Annotated in this window: 17 protein-coding genes and 1 pseudogene; 11 read left to right on the top strand and 7 right to left on the bottom strand. The window is 67.3% G+C overall.

Annotated elements, in window-relative coordinates; genetic code table 11:
• Both A5694_RS08300 and glgB read left to right on the top strand, forming a co-directional pair.
• A pseudogene (locus tag A5694_RS08300) lies at positions 1-1,161 on the top strand (alpha-1,4-glucan--maltose-1-phosphate maltosyltransferase); the annotation flags it as partial.
• 2 nt (positions 1,162-1,163) lie between these two features.
• Positions 1,164-3,374: a 1,4-alpha-glucan branching protein GlgB gene (gene glgB, locus A5694_RS08295; protein WP_109535638.1), complete on the top strand. Its 2,211-nt coding sequence runs from the start codon at positions 1,164-1,166 to the stop codon at positions 3,372-3,374.
• Here glgB and A5694_RS08290 read toward each other — a convergent pair.
• Together A5694_RS08290 and A5694_RS08285 are read right to left on the bottom strand one after the other, a co-directional pair.
• Complete coding sequence (locus tag A5694_RS08290; RefSeq protein ID WP_064921362.1) at positions 3,371-4,270, bottom strand: tetratricopeptide repeat protein; 900 nt, start codon at positions 4,268-4,270, stop codon at positions 3,371-3,373. The genes glgB and A5694_RS08290 overlap by 4 nt on opposite strands.
• Positions 4,271-4,426: 156 nt before the next feature.
• The gene (locus A5694_RS08285) at positions 4,427-5,608 is read right to left on the bottom strand and encodes an acetyl-CoA C-acetyltransferase (RefSeq protein ID WP_064921361.1); all 1,182 of its coding nucleotides are present in this window, start codon (positions 5,606-5,608) and stop codon (positions 4,427-4,429) included.
• 83 nt (positions 5,609-5,691) lie between these two features.
• Between A5694_RS08285 and mce the strand changes: the two genes are divergently transcribed.
• Positions 5,692-6,192, top strand: coding sequence for a methylmalonyl-CoA epimerase (gene mce, locus A5694_RS08280; RefSeq protein WP_064921360.1), 501 nt, complete (start codon positions 5,692-5,694; stop codon positions 6,190-6,192).
• A gap of 10 nt (positions 6,193-6,202) precedes the next feature.
• Here mce and A5694_RS08275 read toward each other — a convergent pair whose 3' ends face one another.
• Genes A5694_RS08275 through nucS form a run of 3 tightly spaced genes read right to left on the bottom strand, consistent with a single transcriptional unit; the run spans position 6,203 to position 8,295 of the window.
• On the bottom strand, positions 6,203-6,478 hold the full coding sequence (locus A5694_RS08275) for a hypothetical protein (RefSeq protein ID WP_064921359.1): 276 nt from the start codon (positions 6,476-6,478) through the stop codon (positions 6,203-6,205).
• 5 nt (positions 6,479-6,483) lie between these two features.
• Positions 6,484-7,578 carry an NADH:flavin oxidoreductase gene (locus tag A5694_RS08270; RefSeq protein WP_064921358.1) on the bottom strand — a complete coding sequence of 365 codons (1,095 nt, stop codon included), beginning with the start codon at positions 7,576-7,578 and terminating at the stop codon, positions 6,484-6,486.
• 45 nt (positions 7,579-7,623) lie between these two features.
• On the bottom strand, positions 7,624-8,295 hold the full coding sequence (gene nucS / locus A5694_RS08265; protein WP_064921357.1) for an endonuclease NucS: 672 nt from the start codon (positions 8,293-8,295) through the stop codon (positions 7,624-7,626).
• Between the two features lie 46 nt (positions 8,296-8,341).
• Here nucS and A5694_RS08260 point away from each other — a divergent pair, with 46 nt between their 5' ends.
• A complete protein-coding gene (locus A5694_RS08260; protein WP_064921356.1) occupies positions 8,342-9,946 on the top strand; it encodes an adenylate/guanylate cyclase domain-containing protein in 1,605 nt (534 codons plus the stop codon).
• A gap of 6 nt (positions 9,947-9,952) precedes the next feature.
• Here the strand turns inward: A5694_RS08260 and glsA are convergent, their stop codons facing one another.
• Positions 9,953-11,227 carry a glutaminase A gene (gene glsA, locus A5694_RS08255; RefSeq protein WP_064921355.1) on the bottom strand — a complete coding sequence of 425 codons (1,275 nt, stop codon included), beginning with the start codon at positions 11,225-11,227 and terminating at the stop codon, positions 9,953-9,955.
• A gap of 93 nt (positions 11,228-11,320) precedes the next feature.
• Here glsA and A5694_RS08250 point away from each other — a divergent pair, with 93 nt between their 5' ends.
• The 7 genes from A5694_RS08250 (at position 11,321) to A5694_RS08225 (ending at position 17,034) form a co-directional block, all read left to right on the top strand.
• Positions 11,321-12,820, top strand: coding sequence for a DNA-3-methyladenine glycosylase 2 family protein (locus A5694_RS08250; RefSeq protein WP_064921354.1), 1,500 nt, complete (start codon positions 11,321-11,323; stop codon positions 12,818-12,820).
• The gene (locus tag A5694_RS08245; RefSeq protein WP_064921353.1) at positions 12,817-13,308 is read left to right on the top strand and encodes a methylated-DNA--[protein]-cysteine S-methyltransferase; all 492 of its coding nucleotides are present in this window, start codon (positions 12,817-12,819) and stop codon (positions 13,306-13,308) included. Before A5694_RS08250 ends, A5694_RS08245 begins: the two co-directional genes overlap by 4 nt.
• 48 nt (positions 13,309-13,356) lie before the next feature.
• The gene (locus A5694_RS23625) at positions 13,357-13,701 is read left to right on the top strand and encodes a hypothetical protein (protein ID WP_125225987.1); all 345 of its coding nucleotides are present in this window, start codon (positions 13,357-13,359) and stop codon (positions 13,699-13,701) included.
• Positions 13,702-13,742: 41 nt separating this feature from the next.
• Complete coding sequence (locus A5694_RS24515; protein ID WP_234786567.1) at positions 13,743-14,885, top strand: hypothetical protein; 1,143 nt, start codon at positions 13,743-13,745, stop codon at positions 14,883-14,885.
• An 11-nt stretch (positions 14,886-14,896) separates the two neighbouring features.
• The gene (locus tag A5694_RS08235) at positions 14,897-15,457 is read left to right on the top strand and encodes an LpqN/LpqT family lipoprotein (protein WP_064921352.1); all 561 of its coding nucleotides are present in this window, start codon (positions 14,897-14,899) and stop codon (positions 15,455-15,457) included.
• Positions 15,457-16,188, top strand: a complete 732-nt coding sequence (locus tag A5694_RS08230) for a hypothetical protein (protein ID WP_064921351.1) — start codon at positions 15,457-15,459, stop codon at positions 16,186-16,188. Before A5694_RS08235 ends, A5694_RS08230 begins: the two co-directional genes overlap by 1 nt.
• A gap of 366 nt (positions 16,189-16,554) precedes the next feature.
• Positions 16,555-17,034, top strand: a complete 480-nt coding sequence (locus A5694_RS08225; RefSeq protein ID WP_419179770.1) for a hypothetical protein — start codon at positions 16,555-16,557, stop codon at positions 17,032-17,034.
• Here the strand turns inward: A5694_RS08225 and A5694_RS08220 are convergent.
• Entirely contained in the window at positions 17,031-18,197 is a 1,167-nt protein-coding gene (locus A5694_RS08220; RefSeq protein WP_234786566.1) for a PE-PPE domain-containing protein, read from the bottom strand. The genes A5694_RS08225 and A5694_RS08220 overlap by 4 nt on opposite strands.
• Between the last annotated feature and the right edge of the window lie 216 nt (positions 18,198-18,413).

Raw genomic sequence — 18,413 nt, 5'->3', positions numbered from 1 at the left:
GCGGTGCACCCCGACCTCGGCACCATCGACGACTTCGACGACTTCGTGGCGGCAGCCCGGCGGCTGAACCTCGAGGTCGCCTTGGATCTGGCGCTGCAGTGCGCACCGGATCACCCCTGGGTCGGCCAGCATCCGGAGTGGTTCACCGCGCTACCCGACGGCACCATCGCCTACGCCGAGAACCCGCCGAAGAAGTATCAGGATATCTACCCGCTGAACTTCGACAACGATCCGGCCGGGCTCTACGCCGAGGTGCTACGGGTGGTCCGGTTCTGGATAGCTCACGGGGTCAAGGTCTTTCGGGTCGACAATCCGCACACCAAGCCACCGGACTTCTGGATCTGGCTGATCGGGGCCGTCAAGAACATCGACGCCGACGTGCTGTTCCTATCCGAAGCCTTCACCCCGCCCGCGCGCCAGTACGGACTGGCCAAACTGGGCTTCACCCAGTCCTATACCTACTTCACGTGGCGGACGACGAAGGCAGAGCTGACCGAGTTCGGCCAGCAGATCGCCGAACTGGCCGACTACCGCCGACCGAATCTGTTCGTCAACACCCCCGACATCCTGCACGCCAGCTTGCAGTCGGGCGGGCCCGGGATGTTCGCCATCCGCGCGGTGCTGGCGGCCACCCTGGGACCGGCGTGGGGGGTGTACTCCGGCTTCGAATTGTTCGAAGACCGCGCGCTGCACGCGGGCAGCGAGGAGTACCTGGACTCGGAGAAGTACGAACTGCGTCCTCGTGACTTCGCCGCCGCTGTCGCTGAGGGCAGGTCACTGGAACCGTTTATTGCCCGGCTCAACGAGATCCGCCGGATGCATCCGGCGTTGAGTCAGCTACGCACGGTGCATTTCCACTCGATCGACAACGACGCGTTGCTGGCCTACAGCAAGTTCGATCCGCACACCGGCGACACCGTGCTGGTGGTGGTCACCTTGAACCCGTTCACGCCCGAGCACGCGACGCTGCGGCTGGATATGTGGGCGCTGGGAATGCAGGACTACCAACGGTTCTGGGTCCGTGACCAGATCAGCGGTGAGGACTACCACTGGGGGCAGGAGAACTGGGTGCGCCTGGACCCGGCGCGGGCGGTCGCCCACATCGTCAACATGCCGCCGATCACGGCGCAGGCCCGCACCGAACTGCTGCGCCGCCGGTGAACATGATGACCCGACACCTCGCGCCCGAACGCGCGGACTTGGCGCGGCTGTTCGCCGGTGAGCACCACGATCCGCATGCGGTCCTGGGCGCTCACGAATATGGTGACCACACCGTGGTTCGGGTGCTGCGGCCCCGCGCACGCCACATCGTGGTGCTCGTCGGTGCTGACCGGTTCCCGATGCGCCACCTCGGTTCCGGACTGTTCGCGGCAGCCCTGCCGCTGACCGACCTGGCCGACTACCGCCTCGAGGTGCATTACCCCGACGCCGCGCAGTTCGCCGAGCCCACCGGAATCCACACGGTCGCGGACGGTTACCGCTTCGCCCCGACCCTGGGCGAGATCGACCTGCACCTGTTCGCCGAAGGCCGCCATGAACAGCTCTGGGAGGTGATGGGCGCTCATCACCGCACGGTCGCAACGCCCCGCGGCGAGGTGTCCGGCGTGTCGTTCGCGGTGTGGGCGCCCAACGCCACCGGCGTCGGCCTGATCGGTGACTTCAACGGCTGGGACAGCAATGACGCACCGTTGCGGGCGTTGGGGTCTTCCGGAGTCTGGGAAGTGTTCTGGCCCGACTTCCCCGCCGACGGCTTATACAAGTTCCGTATCCACGGCGCCGACGGCACCGTCAGCGACCGTGCCGATCCGTTCGCCTTCGCCACCGAGGTGCCCCCGCGAACCGCGTCGCGGGTAACCCGCAGCGACTACTCCTGGAACGACGCCGACTGGATGGCGCAGCGCGCCCGGCGAGACCCGGTGACCGAGCCGATGAGCACCTACGAGGTGCACCTGGGCTCCTGGCGGCCGGGCCTCGACTATCGTCGTCTCGCCGTAGAGCTGACCGAATACGTTGTGCAGCATGGTTTCACACACGTAGAGCTGTTGCCGGTTGCCGAGCACCCTTTCGGCGGGTCGTGGGGCTACCAGGTGACGTCGTACTACGCCCCGACGGCACGCTTCGGCACGCCGGACGATTTCCGGGCGTTGGTCGATGCCCTGCACCGTGCCGGTGTCGGTGTGATTGTGGACTGGGTGCCGGCGCACTTCCCCAAGGATGACTGGGCACTCGGGCGCTTCGACGGCACCCCGCTCTACGAGCACGCTGATCCGCGACGCGGTGAACAGCTCGACTGGGGCACCTACGTCTTCGACTTCGGCCGGCCGGAGGTGCGCAACTTTCTGGTGGCCAATGCGCTGTACTGGCTGACCGAGTTTCACGTCGACGGGCTGCGGGTGGACGCGGTGGCATCGATGCTCTACCTGGACTATTCCCGGCCGGAGGGCGGCTGGACCCCCAACGTCTACGGCGGCCGGGAGAACCTGGAGGCGGTGCAGTTCCTGCAGGAGCTGAACGCGACGGCCCACCGGGTCGCGCCGGGCATCGTGACCATCGCCGAGGAATCCACCTCTTGGCCGGGCGTCACCCGCGACACCAGCCTTGGCGGCCTTGGCTTTTCGATGAAGTGGAATATGGGCTGGATGCACGACACGCTGGCCTATCTCGGTCATGACCCGGTGCACCGCAGCTACCACCACCACAACATGACGTTTTCCATGCTCTACGCCTACAGCGAGAACTTCGTGCTGCCGATCAGCCACGACGAGGTAGTGCACGGCAAGGGCACGCTGTGGTCGCGGATGCCCGGCGACGACTATCGCAAGGCGGCGGGGCTGCGCACCCTGCTGGCCTATCAGTGGGCACACCCCGGCAAACAGTTGCTGTTCATGGGTCAGGAGTTCGGGCAGCGCAGCGAATGGTGCAACGAGCGCGGCGTCGACTGGTTCCAGCTCGACCCGGAACGCGAGGCCGACGGCTACTCCGCCGGCATCTTGCGCTTGGTCGGCGACATCAACGCCCATTACCGTGCGCTGCCCGCCCTGTGGAGTCAGGACGCCGACCCGCGCGGCTACTCCTGGATCGACGCCAACGACTCCGCCAATAACGTGCTGAGCTTTCTGCGCTATGGCTCCGATGGTTCAGTGCTGGCTTGCGTGTTCAACTTCGCCGGGGTTGAACACACCGACTACCACCTGGGGCTACCGAGCGCGGGCCGGTGGCGGGAGGTACTCAACACCGATGCGGTCGCCTACCGGGGGTCGGGGGCGGGCAACCTGGGCGGGGTGCAGGCCACCGACGACCCGTGGCACGGCCGGCCCGCCTCGGCAGTGCTGGTGCTGCCGGCCCTGTCCGCGGTGTGGCTGGCGCCGGCCTAATACAGCGCGTTGGCCAGGTTGCGCCGGCCGGCGACCACTTCCGGGTCCGCCGGGTCGAATAGCTCGAACAGCTCGACCAGCCGGGTCCGCACCGTGCTGCGCTCGTCGCCGGAGGTCCGTCGCACCAATCCGATCAGCCGATCGAAGGCCGCGGTGACGTCCTGGTTGAGGATCTGCACGTCGGCGGCGGCGAAGGCGGCCTCGATGTCGTCCGGGGCGGCGTCGGCCAGCGCGGGCGCATCCGGCTGGCGGGCGGTCGCCCGCTCCAGGAAGGTGAGCTGGCGCAGCGCCGCCTTAGCTTCGCCGTGGTTGGGGTCGGCATCCAGCAGCGCCTGATAGGAGTCGCGGGCCGCACTGAAGTCACCGGCGTCGAGTTGTTCGCGGGCCTGCGCCAGCGCCGGGTCGACCTGGGCCGGCTGCTCGGCATCGCCGCCGCCGGTGAGCTTGCCCGCGGTGGCGGACACCAGCGAGTCCACCCAGCGGCGCAGTTGGTCGGGGGGCTGGACGCCCTGAAAGCTGGTGATCGGCTGGCCGGCGGCCAGGGCCACCACGGTGGGCACCGCGTCCACACCGAACACCTGGGCCACCCGCGGAGCGACGTCGACATTGACGGTGGCCAGCGACCACGTGCCGCCGTCGCTGGTGGCCAGCCCGGCCAGGGTGTCGGCTAGCTGGACGCAGGCGTCGCTGCGCGGCGACCACAGCAGGACCACCACCGGCACCTGGTTGGATCGGACCAGGACTTGCTCTTCGAAATTGGCCTCGGTGATCTCGGTGGCGCCCGGCGGAGCCGAACCGTCCGCACCGGCACCGCTGGTCTGCGCCGACTGCTTGAGACCGGACAAATCCACTGCTCCGGCCAACGCGGGGCCGATCGGGGGTCGAGGACGAGTCACGCCGTCAAGTGTGTCACGCCGCCGCGGCCACGGCGCCGATGGCTGATTCCGGGCCGGTGCAACCACTGCTCGCGCCTAGTATGACCAAAATCACACCCCGATTTCGGCGGCGCGAATACCGCCGCTCCAGCAACCTACGCAACCGTAGGGACACCGTTATCCGGCACGCAGAATCAGCGCGTCACCCTGGCCGCCGGCACCGCACAACGCGGCCACCGCGTAGCCCGAGCCGCGCCGCTTGAGCTCGAGGGCGGCGTGCAGCGTGATCCGCGCGCCGGACATCCCGATCGGATGCCCGACCGCGATCGCCCCGCCATGGGTGTTGACGACCTCGGGATTCACCCCGAGCTCCCGGGTGGAGGCCAGCGACACCGCAGCGAACGCCTCGTTGATCTCGACCACGTCGAGCTGGTCGACAGAGATGCCCTCGCGGGCGATGGCCTTCTTGATGGCGTTGGCCGGCTGAGATTGCAGGGTCGAATCCGGCCCGGCCACCACGCCGTGTGCGCCGATCTCACACAACCAGTCCAGTCCCAGCTCCTGCGCCTTGGCTTTGCTCATCACCACCACAGCGGCCGCACCGTCGGAGATCTGCGACGACGAGCCCGCGGTGATGGTGCCGTCCTTACGGAACGCCGGCTTGAGCCCGGCCAGCGAGTCGGCCGTGGTGTTGGCGCGAATGCCTTCGTCCTCGGTGAACTCCAGCGGATCCCCCTTGCGCTGCGGGATCTTCACGGGCACCACCTCGTCGGCGAACACGCCGTCCTTCCACGCGGCAGCGGCCTTGCGGTGCGATTCGGCCGCGAACTCGTCCTGCTCGGCGCGGGTGAACTTGTCGGTGTCGTTGCGCTGCTCGGTGAGCGCACCCATCGGCTGGTCGGTGAACACATCATGCAGGCCGTCGTAGGCGAGGTGGTCCAGCACGGTCACGTCGCCGTACTTGTAGCCGGACCGGCTGTCCATCAGCAGATGCGGGGCCTTGGACATCGACTCCTGGCCGCCGGCCACCACCACGTCGAATTCGCCGGCGCGGATCAGCTGGTCAGCCATGGCGATGGCGTTGATCCCCGACAGACACATCTTGTTGATGGTCAGCGTCGGGACGTCCCAGCCGATGCCCGCACCCACCGCCGCCTGCCGGGCCGGCATCTGGCCCGCTCCCGCGGTCAGCACCTGGCCCATGATCACGTACTGCACCAGCGAGGCCGGCACCTTCGCCTTCTCCAACGCCCCGGCGATGGCGATCGCACCCAGGTCACTGCCGGAGAAATCCTTCAGCGAACCCATCAGCTTGCCGATCGGGGTCCGTGCTCCAGCAACGATCACCGATGTCGTCATGACTACCTCCCAGGCGGGTGTGGGTGGCCGATCTAGGCGGATCGGCGCAGCGCGATATTTCCGCTCAGGTTACCGTTGCTCTTATGACGACCGAATCCGTCGCTGACTCTTTCGAGGTCCGTCCCGCCCTGGCTTCGGCGCTGGTGACGGCGATCGACCACGTCGGCATCGCCGTGCCGGACCTGGAAGCGGCCAAGAAGTGGTACCACGACCAGCTCGGCATGATCGTGCTGCACGAGGAGGTCAACGAGGAGCAGGGCATCGTCGAGGCGATGCTGGCGGTGCGCGGCGCCCCGGTCGGCAGTGCCCAGCTTCAGCTGATGGCCCCGATCGACGAGACGTCGACGATCGCGAAGTTCCTGGACAAGCGTGGCCCGGGGCTGCAGCAGCTCGCCTATCGGACCAGTGACATCGACGCGCTCTCTGAGCGGCTGCGTGAGCAGGGTGTGCGGCTGCTCTACGACGCTCCGCGGCGGGGCACTTCGAACTCCCGGATCAACTTCATCCACCCCAAGGACGCCGGCGGGGTGCTGGTCGAGTTGGTCGAGCCGGCCTCCGACGCCAAGGCCGCCGCAGCGCACTGACCCCCGGCGATCACGACCACTTGCGGGTCGGAGCCCGGGTGGCGCGATGCGCCCAGCACGGCGTGTGCCAGTGCCGTCGGTCCTCTCCCTGGGTGGAGTCGGCGCGCCACACCGCCACGTGCGCGATGCCGGTGCGAATCTCGTGATCGCATCCGGGACACCGGTAGACCTTGACGGCCCGCGAGCCCGCGATCGCAGCCACGACGTACTCATACCCGTCGGGTCCGGTCTCGATGCGCTGCGAGAGCGGCAACGGCCGGGGTGACGGGCTCCGGCGACGAGCCATACCGGTCAGGCCAGCCCAGCCAGGGCGACAGCGGCGTCGTACCCGCCGAACCCGTCCAGCTCCCCCCGGCGAAGACGGTTGACCCAGGTCGGGTCGGCAAGCAGGGCCCGTCCGATCGCCACAACATCGAACTCCCCGGCTTCGAACTGCTCGACCAGTCGGTCGACGGGAGCAGGTTGGATCACCTCGCCCCGTTTTTCGCTGCGGAACTGCGTCTCCAGCCCGACCGATCCGACCGCGATGACCGGCACCCCGGTGACCTTCTTGGTCCATCCGGCCAGGCTCAGGTCCGCGTCATGGTCGGGGAACGCCGCAACGTAATGCCGGCGCGTTGAGGGGTGCAGCACGTCGACACCCGCCTCGACCAACGGCGTCAGCAGTTCCTGCAACTGGCTCGGGTCGTCGGCGATAGTCGCGCTGTAGTCGGTGCCCTTCCACTGCGAAAAGCGCAAGATGACCGGATACTCCGGACCCACCGCGGCACGTACCGCGGCGATCACCTCGGCCGGGAACCGGGTCCGCGCGGCCAGCGATCCGCCATAGCCGTCGGTGCGCCGATTTGTTCGCTCCCAGAGGAATTGGTCCAACAGGTAGCCGTGCGCCCCGTGGATCTCGACCGCGTCGAAGCCGATGTCTCGCGCGGTGGCGGCACTGCGCGCATACAGCTCCGAGACCACGGGGAGTTCGTCGGTCCGCAGCGCCCGGCCGCGTGGCTCACCGCGCCCGTCGATACCCGACGGGCCGACCGGCACCACACCGTCAGCGTCGTCGCGCTGCACGCCCTGGTGCCACAGCTGGGCGGCGATCGTGGCACCTTCGGCGTGCACGGCATCGACCACCCGGGTCCACCCGGCGAGCACGTCGTCGCCGGCGATCGTCGGCACGCTGAACGGGTAGCCGGCGGCCGGGTCAGGCAGCCGGATACCTTCGGTGATGATCAGGCCGACACCGCCGGCGGCGCGCCGCCGGTAGTACTCGGCGACGTCGGGGCCCGGGATTCCGCCGGGCGATGCCTGCCGGGTCATCGGCGCCATCGCGAAGCGATTCGGCACGGTAAGCGCGCGCACCGTCAGCGGCTGGAACAGATCATCGATTGCCATGGACGGCTCCAACGTGCACGTTTTGCCCTCTATTCCGCCCGGTAATCAGAACAGGCGGTATTCGTCGCTGTTCATGCCGCGCATCGCATCGTAATCCAATGTCAGACAACGAATACCGCGATCGGTTGCCAGCGTGCGGGCCTGCGGTTTGATCTGCTGGGCGGCGAACACACCGCTCACCGGCGCGAGCAGCGTGTCCCGGTTGAGCAGTTCCAGATAACGGGTTAGCTGCTCGACACCATCGATCTCGCCGCGCCGTTTGATCTCCACAGCGACCGACCGTCCCTGGGCGTCCCGGCAGAGCAGATCCACCGGGCCGATCGCGGTCATGTACTCCCGGCGCACCAGGGAGTAGCCCTCGCCGAGCAGCTCGACGTGCTCGGCGAGCAGCGCCTGCAGTTGAGCTTCCACACCGTCTTTCACCAGTCCCGGGTCGACACCGAGCTCGTGGCTGGAGTCGTGTTCGATCTCTTCGATGGTGATCCGCAACTGGTCACCGCTCTTATTTGCCACCACCCACACCGGGAACTCGCCGCCGGCTTCCTCGGTGAGCCGGCATGGCGGGCTCATCCAGTTCAGCGGCTTATAGGCACGGTCGTCGGCATGCACACTGACCGATCCGTCGGCCTTGAGCAGCAGCAGCCGGCGAGCCGACGGCAGGTGCGCGGTGAGCCGGCCGACGTAGTCGACGGTGCATCGGGCGATCACGAGTCGCATCCGAACCACCTTAGGCGCAGCCCCGAGGAATTATTCTTACGCCACGATGAAGCCGCCAAAGACGACCGCGCAACGGCTGGGCCGGATCCTGGAGCTGCTGACCCGCCAGAGCGGCCGGCTCCCGGAGACACCCGAATACGGCTCCTGGTTGCTGGGCAGGGTCTCGGAAAGCCAGTACCTGCGCAGGATTCGCATCCAGTTCATCATGACGGTGGTCATCGTGGTGACCAATCTGCTCGGGATCGGCGTGGCGGTAATGCTGGTGACGGTGGCCTTCCCGACGCCCAGCGTGTTCGCCGATGCCCCGGCATGGCTGACCTATGGGGTCGTTCCGGCCTACGTGGTGATCGCGATGGTCTTCGGCACCTACTGGATCACGCGGCGCACCATCATGATGTTGCGCTGGGCGATCAAGGAGCAACAACCCAGCCGGGTGGATGAGCGCAACGCCTTCCTGGCGCCCTGGCGGGTGTCGCAGGTCGTGCTCGCGCTCTGGGGCGTGGCTGCGGTGCTGTTCACCTTGCTCTACGGGTTGGAGAACAGCATCTTCATTCCGATCGTGGCGTTCACCGTGGGCATCTGCGGCATCCAGGTCGCCACGGCCTGCTACTTGTTCACCGAGTTCGCGCTGCGGCCGGTGGCCGCGCAGGCACTCGCCGCCGGGCGGCCGCCGCGACGGTTCGTCTCGGGCATCATGGGCCGCACCATGATGGTGTGGTTGCTCAGCTCGGGTGTTCCGGTCCTGGGCATCGCACTGACGGCGATGTTCGCGTTGGTGTTGAAAAACCTCACCATGACCCAGTTCGGCATTGCGGTACTGATCATTTCGGTTGCGACCCTGGTGTTCGGATTCCTACTGATGTGGATTCTGTCCTGGCTCACCGCTGCTCCGGTGCGGGTAGTGCGGGCCGCGCTCAAGCGCGTCGAACAAGGCAACCTGCGCGGCGATCTGGTGGTGTTCGACGGCACCGAACTCGGTGAGCTGCAGAGCGGTTTCAACGCGATGGTGCACGGGTTACGCGAGCGCGAACGGGTGCGTGATCTGTTCGGGCGCCATGTCGGGCGCGAGGTCGCCGCCGCCGCCGAACGCGACCGAATCCAACTGGGCGGCGAAGAACGCCATGTCGCAGTCCTTTTCGTCGATATCGTCGGCTCGACGCAGATCGTGACCGCCAAGGCGGCGACCGAGGTCGTCACCTTGCTCAACCGGTTCTTCGCGGTGGTCGTCGACGAGGTGGATCGCCATCGCGGACTGATCAACAAGTTCGAGGGTGATGCCACCCTGGCGATCTTCGGCGCGCCGAACCACCTCGATCAGCCCGAAGATGAAGCGCTGGCCGCCGCTCGCGGGATTCTGTATCGACTGGCCGATGAGGTGCCGGAGATCCGGGCCGGTATCGGCGTGGCGTCCGGACAGGTCGTCGCCGGAAATGTCGGCGCCAAAGAACGTTTCGAATACACCGTCATCGGCGAACCGGTCAACGAAGCCGCTCGGTTGTGTGAGTTGGCCAAAACCCGGCACCTCCCGCTCTTGACCACGGCGCAGACGATGTTGGCCTCCAGCGTCGGTGAGCAGGCGCATTGGGTGCTGGGCGATTCGGTGGTGCTGCGCGGATATGACCAGCCCACCCTGCTGGCCGGTCCGCTGTAGCCGGCGCTATCCGGCCCGCTGCTCCGTCGAGGCGAGCGCATCCTCGATCGTGGCGAATACCAGCGCGTCGTAGGCTGCCGGGTCGGGTGTGACCGCGCCGGCGGGATCGACGAGCAGACCTTGCTTGCCGAGGCCTTGCAGATCGTTGGCCAGCCCGGCGAGCAGGGCGCGGGCCGGATCGCTGATCGTATGCAGGCGCGAGACGTCCAGGATCGCGGTGTCGAAGTCGGCGCATTCGCGGGTGGCGGTGCGGGCCACCTGTTCGGCTCCGGCGAACAGCAGATCGCCGTGCACCTCGTAGACGCGGACGCCGGGTCGCGGCGTGTACACGCCGCGAATCGCTGCATGGGCTTCGCTGCTCACGGTCAGAAAGTGCAGACCCAGCTGTTGGGAAAGGCTGCGGCACACCAGTACCCCACGCACACTGTTGCCCTTGGCATCGATCCGCGGCGAATAGACGCCGATCCCGAGCTGGCCGGGCAGCACCGCCACAATGCCACCGGCCACACCGCTCTTGGCCGGCATACCGACCGCGCTGACCCACTCGCCGGCGGCGTCGTACATCCCGCAGGTCACCATCACCGACAGCGTGCGCCGCACCACCGCCGCGTCGGTCACCTGCCGGCCGGTCAGCGGGTTGAACCCGCCCCGCGCCAGCGTCGCGGCCATCCGGGCCAGATCGGTGCTGGTCACCTTCAGCGAGCACTGCCGGATGTAGACATCAAGGGCGTCGTCGGGGTCAGCGCCGAGCGCGCCGAAACTGTCCAGCAGATAGGCGATCCCGCGATTGCGGCTGCCGCTGGCCTTCTCGGAGCGGTAGACGTCCTCGTCGAAGTCCAGGCCGCGACCGGCGCAGGCGCTGTAGAACTCGCGGATCAGCCCGAATCGGTCGTCGGCGGATTTGCCCGGGATCAAGGAGCACGCCACGATCGCGCCGGCGTTGATCATCGGGTTTTTCGGAACATTGGTGACCTGATCGACGCTGATCCTGTTGAATCCCTCACCGGAGGGCTCCACCCCGACCCGCGCATCGACATCCGCTTGCCCCAGCTGGTCGAGCGCCAGGGCGTAGGTGAACGGTTTTGATATCGACTGCATCGTGAATTGCACACCGGCATCGCCGGATTCGTAGACGTGACCGTCCGAGGACGACAGTGACAGTCCGAAGCCCGTCGGGTCGACCCGGGACAGCTCGGGAATGTAGCTGGCCAGGGCGCCGACACTCACGTCGGCATGCTCGGCGAGGATCCCGTCCAAGTACCGCTGTACCAGTGCCGTCACGCCCAGATGGTAGCCCCGGGGGCGCCGCCGGTCGGGCACTATCGTGTCGCATTTCCGCTAGTGTCATCGGCCGGCGCGTGCCATGGTTACAACGTGCACGAGGACTTCGACCGCTGCTACCGTGCCGTGCAGTCCAGCGACGCCCGCTTCGACGGCTGGTTCTACACGGCCGTGCTGAGCACCGGGATCTATTGCCGGCCCAGTTGCCCGGTGCGCCCGCCCCTGGCGCGCAACGTGCGGTTCTACCCCAGCGCGGCGGCGGCGCACCGGGCCGGCTTCCGGGCCTGCAAACGTTGCCGACCGGATGCCGCGCCGGGTTCTCCGGAATGGAACATCCGCGGCGACGTCGTCGGCCGGGCGATGCGCTTGATCGCCGACGGCACGGTCGACCGGGAGGGGGTGGCCGGCCTTGCCGGCCACCTCGGCTACTCCGCCCGCCAGTTGCAGCGCCTGCTGCAGGACGAGGTCGGGGCCGGGCCGCTGGCCTTGGCCCGTGCTCAACGGGCGCAGACGGCCCGGGTCTTGATCGAGACCACGGGGCTGCCGTTGGGCGACGTGGCGTTCGCGGCGGGCTTCGCCAGCATCCGGCAGTTCAACGACACCGTCCGCGCCGTGTACGCCGCCACCCCGACAGCATTGCGGCAACGGGCAGTCACCCGGCCGAGCATCGTGTCCGACCAGAACGCTCCGGGAGCCCTGACGCTGCGGCTGCCGGTGCGCACCCCGTTCGCGTTCGAAGGCGTCTTCGGCCATCTGGCGGCCTGCGCGGTTCCCGGTTGCGAAGAGGTACGCGGGGGTGCCTACCGGCGCACGCTGCGCTTACCGCACGGCAACGGCATAGTCGGCTTGAGTCCGGCCGCCGACCATGTCCGATGCCGGCTGGTGCTCGAGGATTTCCGGGACCTCACCGCCGCCATCACCCGCTGCCGGCGGCTGCTGGATCTCGACGCCGATCCCGAAGCGGTCGTCGACGCCCTCACCGATGACCCCGCATTGGCGCCGCTCGTGAAAAGGGCCCCGGGTCAACGTATTCCACGGACGGTCGATGAGGCCGAACTGGCGGTGCGGGCTGTGCTCAGCCAGCAGGTGTCGATCAAGGCAGCCCGCACCCACGCCCGCCGGCTGCTGCTTGCCCACGGGGAGCAGATCGACGATCCAGCCGGCGGACTGACACACGTCTTTCCGTCGGTGGAGCGCCTCGCCGGCATCGATCCCGACCAGCTCGCGCTCCCGGGGGCGCGTCGGCGCACGCTGCTTGCCCTGGTCGCGAAGCTGGCCGACGGCGACATCGCCCTGGGCGCGGGCTGCGATTGGGACCGGGCCCGGCACACGCTGCTGGAAGTTCCCGGGGTGGGCGCCTGGACGGCGGAGGTCATCGCCATGCGCGCCCTGGGCGATCCCGATGCGTTCCCGGTAACCGACCTGGGCGTGCAGGTGGCCGCCCGGCAGTTGGGGCTGCCGGAACAGCCGCGGGCGCTGACCCGCCACGCTGCCCGCTGGCGTCCGTGGCGGTCGTATGCCACCCAGCAGCTGTGGGCCGCGCTCGATCACGCCGTCAACGACTGGCCCCCGACGTCCAAGGAGATCGCATGACCTGCCAACGCACCATCGACAGCCCGATCGGGCCGCTCACCCTGGCCGGCAAGGACGGCAAGCTGAGCCATCTGCTGATGCTCGACCACTCCCACGCCCCCGACCGCACCGGCTGGCGACGTGACGACGCCGCATTCCCCGACGTGGTCGAGCAACTCGCGGCGTACTTCGCCGGCGAACTCACCGAGTTCGACCTGACCTACGAGATGGCCGGAACGGAGTTTCAGCGTCGGGTGTGGACCGCATTGCTGACGATCCCCTACGGCCAGACCCGCTCCTATGGGCAGTTGGCCATGCAGATCGGCGCGCCGACGGCCTCGCGGGCGGTCGGGTTGGCCAACGGCCGCAACCCGATCTCGATCATCGTGCCGTGCCACCGCGTCATCGGCAGCAACGGCAGCCTGACCGGCTACGGCGGGGGGATCGACCGCAAACGAGTACTGCTGGATCTGGAGCGACAGCACAGCTGCGCCACGCTGTTCGATTGAGACCGTCGGTGAATTGGCCCGACGTTCCGATACCGTTAGCCTTCTTTCGTGACTACACCGGGGCTTCGCGTCGTGCCCGAAGGGCTGCGCGCGCGGGCGCAGCGCTGCGACGTCCTGGCCGGTCAGGTCGCGGTGACGCTACCGACGGTGGCGGCGCCTTCGTGGCAATCCAGCAGCGCGGCGGCGACGGCCGTCAGCGCCGGTGCGAACCGGGTCGGCATGGTTCTCGGCAGCCGGATGCACGCGACAGCGGCCGAGCTCACCGCGGCGGCGCGCGATTACGAGGCGATGGACGACGGCGGTGCAGCGGCGTTGGCCGCAGTGGGCTCGGGTGCGCCAGGCGGTTCCCCGAGCGGCGACGGCGGAGCCGGCGGGCTTGGCCTACCGAGGTAGCCACCGATGACGCTGAGCAAAACGGTTGGCCGTCGCTTTCCGTGCTAAGAGCGGCGAGCTGGGAATTCCTCAAGACGTGCGGTGAGAACTGGTCCCGGCTTGCCGACGGCTGGGAGAGTGCGTTCGCCGAAGTTCGCACGGCGTCGATGCGCCCTGGAGGAACAATTTGGGAGGGCAGCGCCGCCCACGGCATGCAGGACCGCACCGCGGCCGATGCGGTCAAGGTACGAACGCCGGCGGATCAGTTGCGGGCAGCCGACGAGATAGCCCAGCGGTGTTACGGCCAGCAGGAGGCGAACAAACAGTCGGTGCTTGCCGCGGTGGAAGCCGCCCTCTCCGACGGTTTCAACGTCGACGACGACTACACCCTCACCGACACGCTGACCTGCTACAGCTCCACCGCGGAACGCGACGCGCGCGAGCAGGCCGCCGACGGCCACGTCAGCGCGCTCCGCAGCCGCCTCAACAACCTGGTCAACGCCGAGGCCGGGATCGCCCGCGATCTCGCCGCCGCCACCGCCGGGCTGGAGCGCCTCAGCTTCCCAGAAGAAGGTGCTGACGGTGGCGCAGCTGCAGCCGGCCTGCCCCACACGACACTGCCGCGTGACCGTCAAGCGACTTCGCCGCGCACCGAGCCGCAAAGCAGCGCCGCGGGCGAGATACCCGGGTTCGTCCCGCCGCTGAAAGACGTACTGATCGCAGGGGAAGGTGCCATCGCCGGCGGTACTGCCGACGGCGTGCGCCAGGCCGCGCTCAATGTGATCGCAAAGGGGCCCACCACGGGCCCCGGTGCACCTGATCCCGGCTTGTTGAAGTGGTTTAAAGACCCGACGGTCGGCGGCGTTGAGCTGAAGGGCTTCTCCCGAGTTGCTCGGGTGGTTGGAGTGGCCAGTGCGGTCCCGGCGGTGATGTCCGACGTTCAGGACGGAAACTCGGTTGCCGAGGCGGTCACGCGCGAGGGTGTCGGCGTCGCGGCGGGTCTCTGGGCGGGCGCTCAACTCGGTGGGTTGGCCGGTTCCGTAGTCCCGGGGGCGGGAACGGCCACCGGAATGGTGGTCGGCGCCGTTGTCGGTGCTGGCACCGCCATGCTGGCGTCCAAGAGCGTCGAAGCGGTGTGGCATCCGGTCACAGATGCGGTGGGTAGCGTCGCGCGTGACGCGAAGTCACTATTCGGATTCGGATAGGCGCGCGGACCGTGCGATTCGATGAGTTTATGGCCCAGAACCGCGTTGCGGTGGCCCCGGTCGACCGGTTCGACGGCTTTGCCGTGGACGTGGACGTCCCGCCGAACTGGGAACCGTTCGATTCCGCCGTCGGTATCGGCGTATGGGTCTGCCGCAGCGATCCGCGCATCGACCGGTTCTGCGCCAACGCGGTCTTGACGCTGCATCACGTCGAGGCATCACTCGACGCCGGTGAGGTATTCGCCATGTTGTCCGAGCAGCAGCTGCAGTCGGTACCCGGGTCTCATGGACTGCGCCGGGAGCTCGCTGCCGCCACCGAGGGACCCGGTGCATCGGGATTACTCGCGATGCAGATCAGCCACGAACTCGGGATTCTCGACAGCATGTCCCGATCCCGGATCATTACAACCGAACAGGAGACGCTGATCGCGCAGCTGACGGTGACCGCCCTACAAGACTCACCGGTTCCGCGGGAGGACATCTGGCTAGCGGTCCGACCGGTCGCCGCTGGTCGCGCACCCAGCGGCAATGAGGGCGGCGCTCCGGTGGGCAGAACTGGAGACGGCTGCTGATGGCGGCTAGCGGGACGAAAGGTCGATGGGCACGGGTAGTCCGCTACGCCTTCGGCGGTTTCCTCCTGCTATTAGCAATAGCGGACGTCTGGGTCGGATTCCCTTGGTACGGAACGCTTGGCATTGTGTGCGCGGCGCTCGCCATCATCATCCCCCAGCGGCGGATTTTCCGGCCGGGACTTAACCGCACAGGCAGCGAGATCATCTGCCGCTACACCCCCTGGTTCGAGGGAAACGCCTACATGGCCGGCACCGTGATTCCGCTCATGGGTGTGGCTATGGCTGCGGCGGGCCGAGATCCCGGCTATCCAGCGTGGTTTCAGATCGGTGGCATCCTCCTGATGGGTGTCATGCCGTTGGTGTTATTCAGTGCCCTACGCATGTGGCGCCGCTGCCCGCTGCGCATTTCCCCATCGGCGTTGGCTCTGCGGCCGGCCACGCCGGGCTCTAAGTGGACGGAAATCCGGCGCGAGCAGGTCGAGTCGATCACCCCCAAGATCGTCCCGAATCCGGTGAACGGCCAGTCGTTGCAGACCGAAATCGCCTACCGCACCGGAGGTTCGGAGCGCACTGACATCCAGACGGTTCTACTCGGCCTGCACCTGACCGTCCAGCCGATCAACCTCGCCAACGCACTTGTCGCATGGAAAGACGCCACCGACGACGACCCCGACGCACTCCTCGACCGAATCGATCAGATCCTCCGCGGTCACTCGGACGTTGGCGCGTAACCACATGGCACACTCCGCTCTGGAATCGGACGTACTGATCATGCCGCTGAGCATGCCTCAGCGTCGCGCGCCGACCGGCGACCATGGCTACACCCCGATGGGGAGAACGCGGGAGGACCGGCCGTGACAACTTGCGAGACAAGGGGCCCATGGGGGCCGGCGCTGCGATACGCCTTTGCAGCAGCGCTGTGCCTATTGTTGCCGGTGGCCATGTGGGCGGGACTGCAGTGGTATTGGTCTGTTGTCAATCTCTGCACGGCGCTACTTATTGCATATGGTCAGCGTCGGATTTTCCGTCCAGGGCTCCGCCGCACAGCCGACGAGATCATCTGCCGCTACACCCCCTGGTTCGAGGGAAACGCCTACATGGTCATCGTCGTGATCCCGCTCATGGGGGTCGCCGGGACTGCGGCCGGACGCGAGCCAAGCAATCCGGCATGGCTTCGGTTCGTCGGCGTCCTACTGATGGGCGTCATGCCATTGGCGGTAGTCAGCGTGCTACGCATGTGGCGCCGGTGCCCGCTCTGCATCAGCTCGTCGGCGTTGGCCCTACGGTCAGCCCTCCCCGGGTCAAAGTGGACCGAAATCCGCCGCGAGAACATCGAGTCGATCACTCCCAAGACCGTCCCAAACCCGGTCAACGGCCAGTCGCTACAATCCGAGATCGCCTACCACACCGCGGATTCGGACAACACCGACGTCCAGACGGTCCTGCTCGGCCTGCACCTGACCGTCCAGCCGATCAACCTCGCCAACGCACTCGTCGCCTGGAAAGACGCCGCCAACGAAGACCCCGACGCGCTGTTGGATCGGATCGAACAAATTCTCCGAGGCAAAACCGCTTAGCCGAGTAGATCGACCGGCTCAGGCATCTCGTACGGGGTGGTGTCGGTGAACGCCGTCAGGAAGTTGAACAGGCCGGTCAGGGCCTCCTCCAGCGACGGGTGCGGGGAGTCGAGGTAGCCCGCGAGGTATCCCTCGTTAACGATTCCGGCCAGCGACGGGTTCTCCTGCAGCGAGTAAATCGTGTAGGTGTCCGGGTCGAACAAGCTGGCGATGGAGTTGTTGATCCCGTCGACTACACCCTTGCCCAAGGCAGTGAGCAGCTCACCGAAATCGATGTCGGGCGGGAACAGCCCCGAGCCCGCCGCCACGTCGACGTCCCCCGGCGGCCAGCCATGGTCGATGCTGCCGTAGCCGAGATTCACCAGGATCCGGGTGACGGGCTCCAGAAGCTCATAGAGCGGCATTCCGACAATCGGCAGCAACTGCAGCGGCGCCAGCAGCGGCAAGATCTCGGAGGGCAGCATGTGGAAGGTGGTCAGCGAGTCAGGGTCCGAGGTCGGCAGCTCGATCGCGTTCGCGATCTGCTCGGGTGTCGCGCTCAGATACACCGAGTGCCCGTAGATGAAGCCCAGCGCGGAGTTGAGGTCCGCCAGCGGGTTGAAGTAGGTCGGCTTGAAAGCGACCGGGTCGTATTCGTAGTTGTAGACGTCGGTGTGATACAGGTCGGTGGGGATGGCGCTGGTAGCCGGCGAGCCGATCAAGACAAACCGCACCAGATCGTTCGACACCTCGTGCTCGGCAAGCCACTGCATCAGCCCCACGGAGATCGAGGAGCTCTGCGAGTAGCCGAACACCACGATCGGATGGTCGGCGTCGACCTCTCCGCTGTTGAGTCGCTCAGCCACCGCATTCTCAAGCATCTGCAGGCCGACCGCGCGCGAGGTGTCGCTGACGTTCTCCGGGGTGAACAGGGACACCAACTCGCCACCGAATCCATGCGGGCTAAAGAACAGATCGTTGACGGCATCGAGGTAGGTCTGCGGCGGCTGCGGGATTCCCGTTCCGCCCATGAGGAACGCCACGCCGTCCCCGAGCGACGTACCGTTGCCCGTCAGGGAGACCGCGGCCGCGTGCGCGCTGGCCACCGGCGATACCGTCGGGGCGCCTCCGATCAGGGCGGTTGCGAGGCCGGCGATGACGGGAACGCATTGAAAAGCGCGCACTTGGGATCCTCCTGTTAGCCCCCTTAGCCAAGGCTTAACGGTAGAGTCCAGCGGCGGATCCCGCAGCAGAATTGGTCTTTCGACGCCGGACGGCGACGCCGTGCGGGCCTCAGGGCCCACAGCAGCCCGCTCACGATACAAATGCCTGTGGCCCCCAAGTTGTTTGGGGGCCACAGGGCTTTTAAATTGTGTTCGGCGGTGTCCTACTTTTCCACC

The sequence above is a fragment of the Mycolicibacter sinensis genome (assembly GCF_001667945.1).
GTDB classification, from domain to species: Bacteria; Actinomycetota; Actinomycetes; order Mycobacteriales; family Mycobacteriaceae; genus Mycobacterium; species Mycobacterium sinense_B.
Note: the sequence above shows the minus strand (reverse complement) of the source record. Positions and strands in the feature narration are given on the sequence as shown.